General features: G+C 59.6%; 14 protein-coding genes. 3 read left to right on the plus strand and 11 right to left on the minus strand.

The window, feature by feature from the left end; all coding sequences use genetic code 11:
- Positions 1–94: 94 nt before the first annotated feature.
- The 7 genes from dsbC to ffh form a co-directional block, all read right to left on the minus strand.
- Positions 95–835 (minus strand): bifunctional protein-disulfide isomerase/oxidoreductase DsbC, encoded by a 741-nt coding sequence (dsbC, locus tag AB4N84_RS04820; protein WP_074752799.1) that lies wholly within the window; start codon positions 833–835, stop codon positions 95–97.
- A gap of 166 nt (positions 836–1,001) precedes the next feature.
- Entirely contained in the window at positions 1,002–1,898 is an 897-nt protein-coding gene (xerD, locus tag AB4N84_RS04825; RefSeq protein ID WP_074752871.1) for a site-specific tyrosine recombinase XerD, read from the minus strand.
- Positions 1,899–2,157: 259 nt separating this feature from the next.
- Positions 2,158–2,508 carry a 50S ribosomal protein L19 gene (gene rplS, locus AB4N84_RS04830; RefSeq protein WP_008018567.1) on the minus strand — a complete coding sequence of 117 codons (351 nt, stop codon included), beginning with the start codon at positions 2,506–2,508 and terminating at the stop codon, positions 2,158–2,160.
- A 43-nt stretch (positions 2,509–2,551) separates the two neighbouring features.
- Positions 2,552–3,304, minus strand: a complete 753-nt coding sequence (gene trmD, locus AB4N84_RS04835; RefSeq protein ID WP_062383373.1) for a tRNA (guanosine(37)-N1)-methyltransferase TrmD — start codon at positions 3,302–3,304, stop codon at positions 2,552–2,554.
- Between the two features lie 3 nt (positions 3,305–3,307).
- Positions 3,308–3,844 (minus strand): ribosome maturation factor RimM, encoded by a 537-nt coding sequence (rimM, locus tag AB4N84_RS04840; protein ID WP_062383376.1) that lies wholly within the window; start codon positions 3,842–3,844, stop codon positions 3,308–3,310.
- Between the two features lie 5 nt (positions 3,845–3,849).
- On the minus strand, positions 3,850–4,101 hold the full coding sequence (gene rpsP / locus AB4N84_RS04845) for a 30S ribosomal protein S16 (protein ID WP_003185073.1): 252 nt from the start codon (positions 4,099–4,101) through the stop codon (positions 3,850–3,852).
- 247 nt (positions 4,102–4,348) lie between these two features.
- Positions 4,349–5,725, minus strand: a complete 1,377-nt coding sequence (gene ffh / locus AB4N84_RS04850) for a signal recognition particle protein (protein WP_074752800.1) — start codon at positions 5,723–5,725, stop codon at positions 4,349–4,351.
- A gap of 241 nt (positions 5,726–5,966) precedes the next feature.
- On the opposite strand from ffh, the gene AB4N84_RS04855 reads away from it, so the two are divergent.
- The 3 genes from AB4N84_RS04855 to AB4N84_RS04865 all read left to right on the plus strand — a co-directional run bounded on the left by AB4N84_RS04855 (position 5,967) and on the right by AB4N84_RS04865 (position 9,646).
- Positions 5,967–6,779 (plus strand): cytochrome C assembly family protein, encoded by an 813-nt coding sequence (locus AB4N84_RS04855; protein WP_074752801.1) that lies wholly within the window; start codon positions 5,967–5,969, stop codon positions 6,777–6,779.
- A gap of 12 nt (positions 6,780–6,791) precedes the next feature.
- A complete protein-coding gene (locus tag AB4N84_RS04860) occupies positions 6,792–8,030 on the plus strand; it encodes a transporter associated domain-containing protein (protein ID WP_460045420.1) in 1,239 nt (412 codons plus the stop codon).
- A 293-nt stretch (positions 8,031–8,323) separates the two neighbouring features.
- Positions 8,324–9,646, plus strand: coding sequence for an MFS transporter (locus tag AB4N84_RS04865; RefSeq protein WP_460045421.1), 1,323 nt, complete (start codon positions 8,324–8,326; stop codon positions 9,644–9,646).
- Between the two features lie 164 nt (positions 9,647–9,810).
- Here AB4N84_RS04865 and purT read toward each other — a convergent pair whose 3' ends face one another.
- The 4 genes from purT to AB4N84_RS04885 all read right to left on the minus strand — a co-directional run bounded on the left by purT (position 9,811) and on the right by AB4N84_RS04885 (position 12,535).
- Positions 9,811–10,992 carry a formate-dependent phosphoribosylglycinamide formyltransferase gene (gene purT, locus AB4N84_RS04870; protein WP_074752805.1) on the minus strand — a complete coding sequence of 394 codons (1,182 nt, stop codon included), beginning with the start codon at positions 10,990–10,992 and terminating at the stop codon, positions 9,811–9,813.
- 120 nt (positions 10,993–11,112) lie between these two features.
- Positions 11,113–11,331, minus strand: coding sequence for a DUF1289 domain-containing protein (locus AB4N84_RS04875; protein WP_460045423.1), 219 nt, complete (start codon positions 11,329–11,331; stop codon positions 11,113–11,115).
- Positions 11,331–11,855 (minus strand): gamma carbonic anhydrase family protein, encoded by a 525-nt coding sequence (locus AB4N84_RS04880; protein WP_460045424.1) that lies wholly within the window; start codon positions 11,853–11,855, stop codon positions 11,331–11,333. Before AB4N84_RS04880 ends, AB4N84_RS04875 begins: the two co-directional genes overlap by 1 nt.
- Before the next feature lie 68 nt (positions 11,856–11,923).
- Positions 11,924–12,535 carry a CoA pyrophosphatase gene (locus AB4N84_RS04885; protein WP_460045425.1) on the minus strand — a complete coding sequence of 204 codons (612 nt, stop codon included), beginning with the start codon at positions 12,533–12,535 and terminating at the stop codon, positions 11,924–11,926.
- Positions 12,536–12,682: the final 147 nt, after the last annotated feature.

Raw genomic sequence — 12,682 nt, forward strand, 5'->3', positions numbered from 1 at the left:
AAAACAGCCGCAGTGAATTGCGGCTCGCTATTGATGAAGCACCGGCAGATTCGCCGCTTCAATGTTCGTCGCAGGCAGCCCGCGACGAACAGGATTACTTGGCGCTGAGTGCCAGTTTGGCGACTTGCGGCGCTGGCTGGTAGCCCGGAATCACCTGACCGTCAGCCAGAACAATGGCTGGCGTGCCGTTCACGCCAATCGACTGACCGATCTCGAATTGCTTGGTCACCGGGTTGGCGCACTTCGGTGCCTCGATGTTCTTGCCATCGACCATGCGGTCCATGGCGGCGCGACGATCCTTGGAGCACCACACGGCCTGCAGTTGTTCGTCACCCGGCGAGCCCAAGCCCTGACGCGGGAACGCGACGTAACGCACTTCGATGCCACGCTTGTTCAGCTCCGGCACTTCGCCATGCAGTTTGTGGCAGTACGGGCAGGTCGTGTCGGTGAACACGGTGATGTGCGACTTGGTCTCGCCAACGGCCGGGTACACGACCATTTCTGCGGCCGGAATGCCATTGATCGTCTTGGAAATCGCCTGGCGTTCGACTTTTTCGGTCAGGTTGACCGGCTTGCCGCCCTGAATCTGGTACAGGTTGCCTTGCATCACGAACTGACCGTCGGCGCTGGCGTAGAGCACGCGGCCGCCCTTCAGGTTGACTTCGTACAGGCCATTGAGCGGACTGCTGGAAATGCTTTCGACAGGAATCTCCAGGTTCAGGGTTTCCAGGGTCTTGCGAATCGCCTTGTCAGACGCCTCATCGGCGTGGGCAAACAGGCTGAAAGTGCTGGCCAGCGCTACAACGGCAGCACCGATAATACGAGTCACGCGCATGAAAACTCCTCGGGCGGTGGGCAGACGGGCGGGAATGAAAACGGCGGACGCGGACGCACCGGCAAGTTTTCGGAGCTCCAATCTGCGAAACCGGCAAAGCCTATCACATAAGGCCCGCAACACCGACGCCGACTGATGTAAGACACGTCGTAAATTACGGTCGCCCCTACCCTCGGGGGTGGTGTTTGGCGTGCAGGTCCTGCAGCCTCGCGCGCGCCACATGGGTGTAGATCTGCGTGGTGGACAGATCGCTGTGCCCGAGAAGCATCTGCACCACGCGAAGATCGGCGCCATGGTTAAGCAGGTGAGTGGCGAACGCATGACGCAACGTGTGCGGCGACAGTGATTTGCCGATGCCCGCCACCTTGGCCTGAAGCTTGATTCGGTGCCAGAACGTCTGTCGGGTCATCTGTTCGCCACGCAAGCTGGGAAACAGCACATCGCTGGGGCGGCCGCCGAGTATTTCCTGCCGCGCGTCCCGCATATAACGCTCGACCCAAACGATGGCTTCCTCGCCCATCGGCACCAATCGCTCCTTGCTGCCCTTGCCCATGACTCGCAGCACACCTTGCCGAAGGTTGACCTGTTCCAGCGTCAGGCTGACCAGTTCGGTCACCCGCAGACCGCAGGCGTAAAGCACTTCCAGCATGGCCCGGTCCCGCTGACCAATGGCCTCGCTCAAGTCCGGCGCGGCGAGCAGCGCCTCCACGTCAGCCTCGGACAGCGATTTGGGCAAGGGTTTGCCCAGTTGCGGCATGTCCACCTGCAAGGTGGGGTCGACCGAGATCAGTTTTTCCCGCAGCAGGTAACGATAGAAACCCCGCACGCCGGAGAGGAATCGTGCACTCGAACGCGCTTTGTAACCGTTATCGACGCGCCAGGCCAAGTGATCGAAGATCGCGCCCCGCCCGACCGCCATCAGGTCAATACCCCTTTCCTGCAACCAGCCGTTGAACAACGTCAGATCGCTACGGTAGGCATCGCGGGTGTTGTCCGAGAGTCCTTTTTCCAGCCACAGGGCGTCGAGGAAGCGGTCGATCATGGGATGGTCTAAGGCGGGCATGGTTTCGGCTTGAGCGGAGGAAAACGAGGGGCAGTCTTTCATATAAGCAAGCGCGGTACAAAAACCATCAGGCATGCACAGCAACCGTGGGAGCGGATTTATCCGCGATGCGAGGGTGTGAGCGATGTGAATGCAGTGTTTATAACGGCCTCTCGCGATTAACTTCGCTCCCACGATTTTGTGAGAACCGGGATTGGCTTTTCTTCAGGCAACAAAAAAGCAGCCCGTAGGCTGCTTTTTTCTGCATCGGAGACTGGGATTAAACCAGTTTTTCCTTGATGCGAGCTGCTTTACCGGACAGGTCACGCAGGTAGTACAGTTTGGCCTTGCGAACGTCACCGCGACGTTTCACAGCCATGCTGTCGATTTGCGGGCTGTAGGTCTGGAAAGTACGCTCAACGCCAACACCGTTGGAGATTTTACGAACAGTGAAAGCACTGTTCACACCACGGTTACGCTTGGCGATAACAACGCCTTCGAACGCTTGCAGACGCGAACGGTCGCCTTCCTTCACTTTCACCTGAACGACAATGGTGTCGCCCGGGGCAAAGGGAGGGATTTCTTTGGTCATCTGCTCTGCTTCGAGTGCAAGAATGATTTTGTTAGTCATGCTGTGCTCCTAAGGTAAATCAATCGGATTTACCATCGATACGTTAACTATCGTCCCGCTCGCGGAGGTATTCCGCCAGCAGCTTCTTCTCTTCTCCAGAAAGCGAGCGGCTTTCCAGAAGATCGGCGCGTCGTTCATAGGTCCGCCCAAGGGACTGCTGTAAACGCCAACGCCGGATGTGTGCGTGATTGCCACTTAGCAATACGTCGGGAACACGCTGATCCGCATACACCTCCGGTCGGGTGTAGTGCGGGCAATCCAGCAGACCATCCGTGAAGGAATCTTCCTCCGCGGAATCCACATGCCCTAAAGCTCCAGGCAGCAGTCGCGTAACCGCATCTATCAGGACCATGGCCGGCAGCTCACCGCCAGACAACACATAGTCTCCAATCGACCACTCTTCATCGACATGAGCATCAATAAAACGCTCGTCAATGCCTTCATAACGACCGGCAATCAGGATAAGTGCTTCTTCCTGCGCCAACTCGCGCACCGCAGACTGATCCAGCTTGCGGCCTTGTGGCGACAGGTAAATAACCTTCGCCGCGTCCCCGGCAGCTTGCCTGGCCTGAACCAGTGCATCTTCCAGAGGCTTGATCTTCATCACCATGCCAGGGCCGCCGCCAAACGGGCGATCGTCCACAGTGTGATGCCGATCCGTGGTGTAGTCCCGCGGATTCCAACAAGTGAGCTGCAATAGCCCTTGTTTCACCGCACGGCTGGTAATGCCGTATTCGCTGATGGCGGAAAACATCTCGGGAAACAAACTGATGACTTCTATGCGCAGGCTAGCCATTGCTTAGAAATCCGCGTCCCAATCCACCTTCATCTCGCCTGCAACCAGATCGACGGCCAACACGCATTGCTCTGTGTAGGGCAACAAGCGTTCGCGATCATCCAGACTGCCTGCGCAGGGCTTGACCACCATTACATCGTTCGAGCCGGTTTCCAGAAGATGATCGATCTTCCCGAGCAATTGCCCAAGGTGGTCGATGACCTTCAAACCCACAAGCTGGTACCAGTAGTACTCGCCGTCGGTCAGTTCAGGGAACAGGTTGCGCGGCACGCAGATCTCATAACCCGCGAGAAGACGAGCTTCTTCACGATCATCAAGACCTTTGAGCTTCGCGACCAGGAACTTGTCGCTCCCGCGTCCACTGACCAGCTCAACCTGCTTCACATTGCCTTCGCGCTTGAGCGTCCAGGTTTTGTACTGCAACAGGTTTTCAGTCGGATCAGTAAAGGAATACACCTTCACTTCGCCGCGAACGCCATGAACAGAATAAATTTTGCCAACAACGATCAGGTCATCAGCAACAACTGGCGTCGCGTTCATATTGCTCAGGCCGCAGCCTTGGCAGATTCCTTCAACAACTGAGCAACGCGCTCAGAAGGTTGTGCACCAACGCTCAGCCAGTAGGCAACGCGCTCTTGGTTCACGGACAGACGGATTTCCTGACCACGGGCAACCGGGTTGAAGAAACCTACTTGTTCCTTGTGCGAACCGTCGCGTGGGTTACGGCTGTCGGTCACAGTCAGGTGGTAAAACGGGCGCTTTTTGGAGCCGCCAAGGGCAAGACGGATTGTTAGCATTGAACAAAGTTCCTGTAGTCGGTGCTGCAAATCTAAGATGCACAGCGGGCATGGGTGCCCGAAAGGCCGCATATTCTAAGGAATATCCGGACTTTTGCAAATGACTTTTTCCGGCGCACGCCGTCGGGCCATCAAGATTTGCAATGGAGCCGTCATCAACAACGGCCATTTAGCGCCTGCGCAAGCAGGCCAGTGGGACGGTTGCCCCAAAGAAGGACGCGCGAAAGAGACTCCCGCGCGGTGCAAATCACATCTTGGGCATGCCACCGCCGGGCAGCATTCCGCCCATGCCACGCATCATTTTGGCCATGCCGCCTTTGGTGGAAAACTTTTTCATCATCTTCTGCATCTGCTTGTGTTGCTTGATCAGACGCCCGATGTCCTGCACCTGAGTGCCGGAGCCCATGGCGATACGGCGTTTGCGCGAACCGCTGATCAGCTCAGGGTCGCGGCGCTCGGCCGGGGTCATGGAGTTGATGATGGCTTCCATCTGCTTGAACTGCTTCTCTGCCGCGCTCTGGGCGTTGCCCATTTGCGAAAGATTGACGCCGCCCATGGTCGGCAGCTTGTCCATGAGGCCGCCGAGGCCGCCCATGTTTTTCATCTGTTGCAGCTGATCGCGGAAGTCTTCGAGGTCGAAGCCTTTGCCCTTCTTCAGCTTTTTGGCCAGTTTGTCGGCCTTGTCCTTGTCGAGGGTCTGCTCGGCCTGTTCGATCAGGCTGAGCACGTCACCCATGCCGAGGATGCGCGAGGCAATACGGTCAGGGTGGAAAGGCTCCAGAGCGTCGCTCTTCTCGCCCATACCGATGAACTTGATCGGCTTGCCGGTAATGGCGCGAACCGACAGCGCAGCACCGCCTCGTGCGTCACCATCGACCTTGGTCAGGATCACACCGGTCAGCGGCAGCGCGTCGCCGAAGGCCTTGGCCGTGTTGGCGGCGTCCTGGCCGGTCATGGCATCAACCACGAACAGTGTTTCAGCCGGCTTCACCGCCGCGTGCAGCGCCTGGATCTCGCCCATCATCTCGGCGTCAATGTGCAGACGGCCGGCGGTGTCGAGGATCACGACATCGATGAATTTGAGTTTGGCTTCTTTAATGGCAGCTTCGGCGATCGCCACCGGCTTCTGGCTGATGTCGGACGGGAAGAACGTCACGCCGATGTCGTTGGCCAGGGTTTCCAGCTGCTTGATGGCCGCAGGACGATACACGTCCGCCGACACCACCATCACGGTTTTCTTTTTGCGCTCTTTGAGGAATTTCGCCAGCTTGCCCGCAGTGGTGGTCTTACCCGCACCCTGCAAACCCGCCATCAGGATGACCGCTGGCGGCGTGACGTTGAGGGTCAGCTCTTCGTTGGCGGCCCCCATCATCTCTTCCAGTTCGGCCTGGACGATCTTCACGAACGCCTGGCCCGGCGTCAGGCTGCGCGACACCTCGGTGCCGACGGCGCGTTCCTTGATGCGGTTGACGAAGTCTTTGACCACCGGCAAGGCGACGTCGGCTTCGAGCAGCGCCATACGCACTTCACGCAGAGTGTCCTTGATGTTGTCCTCGGTCAGCTTGGCCTTGCCGGTGACCTGGCGCAGCGTCTGCGAGAGACGATCTGTCAGATTTTCAAACATGCGTGATCCTTTGAGTTCGTCATGAACCCCAGTTGATGCGGCTCTGCCCCCCGATGCAGCGTCAAAACGCGATGCATTTATAGAGAAGGAGCAGCGCTCGACGAGCCTGTGGCTTGAGCAGGTCGCGGATTATAGCGAAGAGTCTGGCGCACGGACACCACGACGTCTGCTTCTGTGGTCTTTCGTGGACTGTCGGTTCTATGCCAAACTCAGCGGCTTTCGGGCACGCCCATCAGGATCTATGTTCCCCTTGTCACCGAGTTTGCTATTCAGCCTCGCCGCCGCCGTTCTCTACGCCGCTGCGACCCTCTATCAAGGTACTCGCCTGCGTCAGGGCAAAAAGGCCGATAAATGGCTGCTGTGCCTGATCGGCACCCTGGCTGTTGCCTGTCAGACCAGTGCGCTTTTCGGCCAGTTGGTGCGCCCGATCGGCCTGGGCCTGGACTTTTTCAGCGCCGCCAGCCTGATTGCCGTGGCGGTGATCATCGTGACCATGTTGGCGTGCATCCGCATTCCCGTGGAAATCCTGCTGATCCTGCTATTCCCGCTGGGTATCCTGACCACGCTGATGGCGCAGTTCGCACCGCCCGGCACGCTGCAGCCGATCGTCGCGGAGCAAGGCCTGATCGGGCACATCCTGCTGTCGATCCTGGCGTATGGCATGTTCACCATCGCCGTGTTCCAGGCGCTGCTGCTCCTGCTGCAGAACCATCAATTGAAGAACAAACACCCTTCCGGCCTGATCCGGAACTTCCCGCCGCTGCAAACCATGGAAAGCTTGCTGTTCGGTTTCCTGTGGGCCGGCTGGACCCTGCTTTCGATGTCGCTTATTTCCGGCTGGCTGTTCGTCGAGAACCTGTTTGCACAGCACCTGGTGCACAAGACCTTGCTGTCGATCCTGGCGTGGATCGTGTTCAGTGTGCTGTTGTGGGGGCGCACGCGTCTGGGCTGGCGCGGCCACAAAGCCATTCGCTGGACCCTGGGCGGCTTTCTGCTGTTGATGCTGGCCTATTTCGGCAGCAAGCTCGTCCGCGAATACATCCTGCACATCTGACGGGCGCCGACCATGGATAACCTGCCCACCGGCACGATGCTTGCGCTGCTCGCCCTGCTCACCTTGTGGTCAGCGCTGTTCACGGCAGTCGAAGCGGCTCACCACAACCTGCGCGCCGTGCCGGTCAATCCGCGCTCGTCCGAGCCGCCCAAACCGACGCTGGCGTTCAACCTCAACAGTCTGATTCTGGGCAACACGCTGCTAAAGGTGTTGATCACCGTGCTGGCTACGCTGCTGGCCATCAGTCAGTGGTATTTCCATGGCCCACTGATTGCCTGGCTCGCGGTCGCCAGCGTGCTGGTCATCGTCACCGAATTCATTCCACGCAAACTGGCCGCACGTCGTCCCGAGGCGATCCTGCTGCTGGGCAACAATGTCCTGCGCATTCCCGTTCGCCTGCTGCGTCCGCTGACCTGGATTTACAAGAACATCGCCAAGCTGCTGTTGCGCCCGTTCCTGTCGAAACGCCGGCCAGACGACACCGACGATGACGACGACATGGGCCCCACGATCTACCAGGACAACGAAAGCCAGTTCGGTCGCGCGCACATCATTTCAGGGATTCATGCGCTGGACAGCATGAGCGTCAACGACATTCTCGTGCCGCGCAGTGAAGTGGACGGCATCAATCTGGATGACACCATTGAAGAGATCGCCGACAAGCTGATCATTTCGCGCCACACCCGTCTGCCGGTCTACCACAACGACATCAACCAGGTTGAAGGCGTGCTCAATACCCGCATGATCAGCCATCTGCTGCCGCGCGGGGAATTGACCAAAGAGGCGCTGAAAGCCGCCTGCTATGAACCTTACTTCGTGCCGGAAAGCACCCCGCTGCAGCTGCAACTGCTCAACTTCCACAAGCAGCAGCGACGCATGGGCGTCGTGGTCGACGAATACGGGGAAGTGCTGGGCATCGTCAGCCTGGAAGACATTCTCGAGGAGATCGTCGGCGAGTTCGAAAGCGAGCAATCCCTCGACAATCCGCACATCCACCCACAGCCCGACGGGCGTCTGGTAGTGGATGGCGCGGCGTCGATTCGCGACCTGAACAAGACCCTCAGTTGGCACCTTCCTGCCGACGGCCCGAAAACCCTCAACGGGCTGATCACCGAAGCGCTGGAAACCATTCCCGACAGCTCCGTGTGTTTGAAAATCGGCCCGTATCGGCTGGAAACCCTCGAAACCGAGGACAACCGCGTCACTCGTGTGCTCATGTGGCAGAACACCCGCACCAAAGACGTGATCTAAAGCGCGTTTGAAACACTTGTTTCCGCGCTGACGCCCTTCCTATAATCGAGCCGCTTACCCAGCCCCGCCGATCCGCGTGCTACCCGCACAAAGCGCGATCCGGCCAGTCACTCAGCCTGACGTCTTCACGCAACACCCTGGCCAGCTCATATCCCGAGCGTCGCCAGTCGCCTTCGCCCGCATCCGGGCTAGTCTGTTCAGCGCTGTACCCAAAAATAATTAACGATTGCCCCAGCGCGCGTACGATCTTTCGTTCCTCGCTGACAGGCAAGATGACTGCCAGGGATACCCGCATGACCAGCACTTCCACCTATCAGCCAAGCGACGAGCGCGAGGCACGTCCTGCCAACTCCGCCGCCCGCGTGGCCACCGCCAGCTTCATCGGCACCGCCATCGAGTTCTATGACTTCTACGTCTACGCCACCGCCGCGGCGCTGGTGATCGGACCGGTGTTCTTCCCGCAGACTTCCAGCACCGCACAGATGCTGTCGGCATTTCTGACCTTCGGTATCGCGTTTCTGGCCCGCCCGCTGGGCTCCGCGCTGTTCGGCCACTTTGGCGACCGCATCGGCCGTAAATCGACACTGGTCGCTTCTTTGCTGCTGATGGGCATCTGCACCACCCTGATCGGCGTGCTGCCGGGTTATGAAGCCATAGGGTCGTGGGCGCCAATCCTGCTGTGCGTCCTGCGTTTTGGCCAAGGGCTCGGACTGGGTGGTGAATGGGGCGGTGCCGCATTGCTCGCCACCGAGAATGCACCCAAAGGCAAACGCGCCTGGTTCGGCATGTTCCCGCAACTCGGCCCTTCGATCGGTTTCCTCGCGGCCAATGGCCTGTTTCTGACGCTGGCCATGACCCTGACCGACGAACAATTCCGCTCGTGGGGCTGGCGCGTTCCGTTCCTGCTCAGCGCGGTGCTGGTCGTAATTGGTTTGTACGTGCGCCTGAAGCTGGAAGAAACACCGGTCTTCGCCAAAGCCATCGCGCGCAATGAACGCCTGAAAATGCCGATTGCCGAGCTGTTTTCGCAATACTGGGCGCCGATGCTGCTGGGCGCGGCGTCGATGGTGGTGTGTTACGCGCTGTTCTATATCTCGACCGTGTTCTCCCTGAGCTACGGGGTCAAGACGCTGGGCTACAGCCGTGAGTCGTTCTTGGCCATGCTGTGTTTTGCCGTGCTGTTCATGGCACTGGCCACCCCGCTTTCCGCATGGGCCAGTGACCGTTTCGGGCGCAAGCCGGTACTGATCATTGGTGGTGTACTGGCAATTCTGTCGGGTTTTCTGATGGAACCGCTGCTGACACATGGCGCGACCTGGGCCGTGACACTGTTCCTGTCGATCGAGTTGTTCCTGATGGGCGTGACGTTCGCACCGATGGGCGCGATGTTGCCTGAACTGTTTCCCACTCGCGTGCGCTATACCGGCGCGTCGGCGGCCTACAACATCGGTGGCATCGTCGGCGCGTCGGTTGCACCGTTCTTCGCACAGAAACTGGTAGAGATGGGTGGATTGAGCTGGGTCGGCGGCTATGTATCAGCCGCGGCACTGATCAGCGTGATCGCGGTGCTGTGCCTGAAAGAAACCCGTCATGCGGATCTGGATACGATCAGGTAATGCCTGATCTGTAGGAGCGCGCTTGCCCGCGATTGCGGTGTGTCAGGTAAAAATGGGGTGTTGACCCACCGCAATCGCGGGCAAGCGCGCTCCTACACGGCACCGCGTAAGCCACACACAAAAACGGCGCCACTGAGGGCGCCGTTTTTTTGTTGCGGGAACGCTTACAGCTGAACCTTGACGGCCATCGACGAGCGGGTCGCCTTGCCGCGCGCGGCTTCGATCGACACGTCACGCGCCAGGGCCACACCCATGCGGCGCTGGCCGTTGACTTCAGGCTTGCCGAACAGACGCAGCGCGGTGTCTGGCTCGCTCAGGGCTTGTTCCAGGTTGGCGAAGGCGGTCTGGGTCGATGTGCCTTCCACCAGAATCACCGCCGAGGCCGATGGGCCGAACTGGCGGATCAACGGAATCGGCAGGCCCAGAATCGCGCGAGCGTGCAGCGCGAACTGCGATAGGTCCTGGGAAATCAGGGTGACAAGACCGGTGTCGTGAGGACGCGGCGACACTTCGCTGAACCAGACTTGATCGCCCTTGATGAACAGCTCGACGCCAAACAGGCCGCGGCCGCCCAGTGCTTCGGTCACAGCCTTGGCAACGCGCTCGGACTCCGCCAGTGCAATCGGACTCATGGCTTGTGGCTGCCAGGATTCCTGATAGTCGCCCTTCTCCTGACGGTGGCCGACCGGCGCGCAGAACGTAGTGCCGCCGACGTGACGCACGGTCAGCAGGGTGATTTCGTAGTCGAAGTCGATGAAGCCTTCGATGATCACGCGGCCTTTGCCGGCACGACCGCCTTCCTGCGCGTAATCCCACGCCTTCTGGATATCAGCGTCGGTTTTCAACAGGCTCTGCCCCTTGCCCGACGAGCTCATGACCGGCTTGACGACGCACGGGAAGCCCAGGTCTTCGACGGCTTTCTTGTAGTCTTCGAAAGTGTCGGCAAAGTGATACGGCGAGGTCGGCAGATCCAGCTCTTCAGCCGCCAGACGGCGAATGCCTTCGCGGTTCATGGTCAGCTGTGCGGCACGCGCCGTCGGGATCACGGTGAAACCTTCGGACTCCAGCTCCACCAGCGTCGCGGTGGCGATCGCTTCGATTTCCGGGACGATGTAATGCGGCTTCTCGGCCTCGATCACGGCACGCAGCGCGGCGCCGTCGAGCATGTTAATCACATGACTGCGGTGCGCGACTTGCATGGCCGGAGCATTGGCGTAACGGTCGACGGCAATCACTTCAACGCCCAGGCGTTGCAGTTCGATCACCACTTCCTTGCCCAGCTCACCGCAACCGCAGAGCAATACGCGGGTCGCGGTCGGCGACAGTGGAGTTCCGATTTGAGTCATCACAGGTCCTCGTGGAGCAGATATCGAGGGCAGCCCGCCATGGACGAGCAACCGCAGGGGAGAAAGGCGCGCAATTTACCACGAAGGCCGGGGATTGGGGTGCGACCGCGGACGGGCGCCTCAGCGAGCGGGCACCGAGAACATCATCCCGCTGGCCCTGGCGCGATCATCACAGAGCACCAGCACTGCGCGCCGCGCCTCGTTGCTCATGCGACTCCAGCCGGTGATTTCCGCAACGGTGCGCTGGCAGCCGACGCAGATATCGGCCTCGTCCAGCGCACAGATGCTCACGCAGGGCGAACGAACGGGTTTCTCGTGTTGTGTAGGGTCGGTGGACATCAGTCTTCCTGTGGCGCCAGATCGCGCGCGTAACGCTGCGCATTGTGAACGTAATGCGCGGCGCTGGCCTCAAGCATTTTCTTCTGCGCGTCGGTCAGCTCACGCACGATCTTGCCGGGCGATCCCATCACCAGCGAGCCATCCGGAATCACCTTGCCTTCGCCGATCAGCGAGTTGGCGCCGATGATGCAGTATTTGCCGATTTTGGCGCCGTTGAGGATCACCGAGTTGATGCCGATGAGCGTGTTGTCGTCCACGGTGCAGCCATGCAGCATGACGTTGTGGCCGATGGTCACGTTCCTGCCGATGGTCAGCGGCGACCCCATGTCGGTGTGCATGACCGTGCCATCTTGCACGTTGCTGTTCTCGCCGATATCGATCAGTTCGTTATCCCCGCGCAGCACCGCGCCGAACCAGACGCTGGCATTGGCCTGAAGCCTGACGTTGCCGATCAGGGTGGCGGTCGGCGCGATCCAGCTTTGCGGGTGGGCTTGGACACGGGACGTCCCCAGACGGTATTTCATATTGTTGTCCTCAAGGCTCTGCGGCCGTGGGTCGAGCGCATGGCTCACGGTTGAATGAAGAAGTGCGGTCAGGACTTCAAGGTGTGAATGATCGAGCGCTTGGGCGGATGGTTGAGGCTGATATTGCTATCGAACATTACGTTCATGAGTTCGACAATCATGATGGCCGTTAGCCCCCAGATCTTGTACTCGCCAAAACGATAGCTCGGCACGTACCAACTGCGGCCCTGATAGTCGATGCGGTGAGTGTGCTCGCGGGCGTCCTCTCGAAAAAACGCCAGAGGAACGCTAAATACGGCAGCGATCTCGCCGTCATTGGGACGGTATTCGACGAAGTCGGGAATCACGCCCACGTACGGTGTGACTTTGATTCCGTGCTTGGAGATCAGCGGACTGAGGGGGCCGACGATCTCGACCAGTCCAGGCGGCAGGCCGATTTCTTCTTCGGCCTCGCGCAGCGCCGTGAAGATCAGGTCCGGGTCTTCCGGATCACGCCGGCCACCCGGAAACGCCACTTCGCCACCGTGCGTCGATAGACCGCTGGCACGCAAGGTCAAGACCAGTTCAGGTTCGTCGCTGCGGGTGATGGGCAGTAACACCGCCGCCTCGGGAAAGCGTTTGTCCGTTTCCAGAGTGCCCGGCGTATGGCTGCTTATACGACTAAGTAGCTCGTCCAGCATGGGAATTCTCGTCCTGTTGCCTACCCGGCATCATGCACCAAAGCGCGAATGCGCCCAACCCCTTGCAGTACATCCGGGCAGCCGTTAACAAGACGCCACTTGCCGACCACCCGCGCCGCACGCCAAGATAGCCGCTGACGACAGGAA

This window comes from Pseudomonas sp. S2_H01 (assembly GCF_054668305.1).

Coding starts and splice junctions, on each gene's coding strand:
- dsbC (WP_074752799.1), bottom strand. CDS start 835: ATGCGCGTGACTCGTATTATCGGTGCTGCCGTTGTAGCGCTGGCCAGC.
- xerD (WP_074752871.1), bottom strand. CDS start 1,898: ATGCCCGCCTTAGACCATCCCATGATCGACCGCTTCCTCGACGCCCTG.
- rplS (WP_008018567.1), bottom strand. CDS start 2,508: ATGACTAACAAAATCATTCTTGCACTCGAAGCAGAGCAGATGACCAAA.
- trmD (WP_062383373.1), bottom strand. CDS start 3,304: ATGGCTAGCCTGCGCATAGAAGTCATCAGTTTGTTTCCCGAGATGTTT.
- rimM (WP_062383376.1), bottom strand. CDS start 3,844: ATGAACGCGACGCCAGTTGTTGCTGATGACCTGATCGTTGTTGGCAAA.
- rpsP (WP_003185073.1), bottom strand. CDS start 4,101: ATGCTAACAATCCGTCTTGCCCTTGGCGGCTCCAAAAAGCGCCCGTTT.
- ffh (WP_074752800.1), bottom strand. CDS start 5,725: ATGTTTGAAAATCTGACAGATCGTCTCTCGCAGACGCTGCGCCAGGTC.
- AB4N84_RS04855 (WP_074752801.1), top strand. CDS start 5,967: ATGTTCCCCTTGTCACCGAGTTTGCTATTCAGCCTCGCCGCCGCCGTT.
- AB4N84_RS04860 (WP_460045420.1), top strand. CDS start 6,792: ATGGATAACCTGCCCACCGGCACGATGCTTGCGCTGCTCGCCCTGCTC.
- AB4N84_RS04865 (WP_460045421.1), top strand. CDS start 8,324: ATGACCAGCACTTCCACCTATCAGCCAAGCGACGAGCGCGAGGCACGT.
- purT (WP_074752805.1), bottom strand. CDS start 10,992: ATGACTCAAATCGGAACTCCACTGTCGCCGACCGCGACCCGCGTATTG.
- AB4N84_RS04875 (WP_460045423.1), bottom strand. CDS start 11,331: ATGTCCACCGACCCTACACAACACGAGAAACCCGTTCGTTCGCCCTGC.
- AB4N84_RS04880 (WP_460045424.1), bottom strand. CDS start 11,855: ATGAAATACCGTCTGGGGACGTCCCGTGTCCAAGCCCACCCGCAAAGC.
- AB4N84_RS04885 (WP_460045425.1), bottom strand. CDS start 12,535: ATGCTGGACGAGCTACTTAGTCGTATAAGCAGCCATACGCCGGGCACT.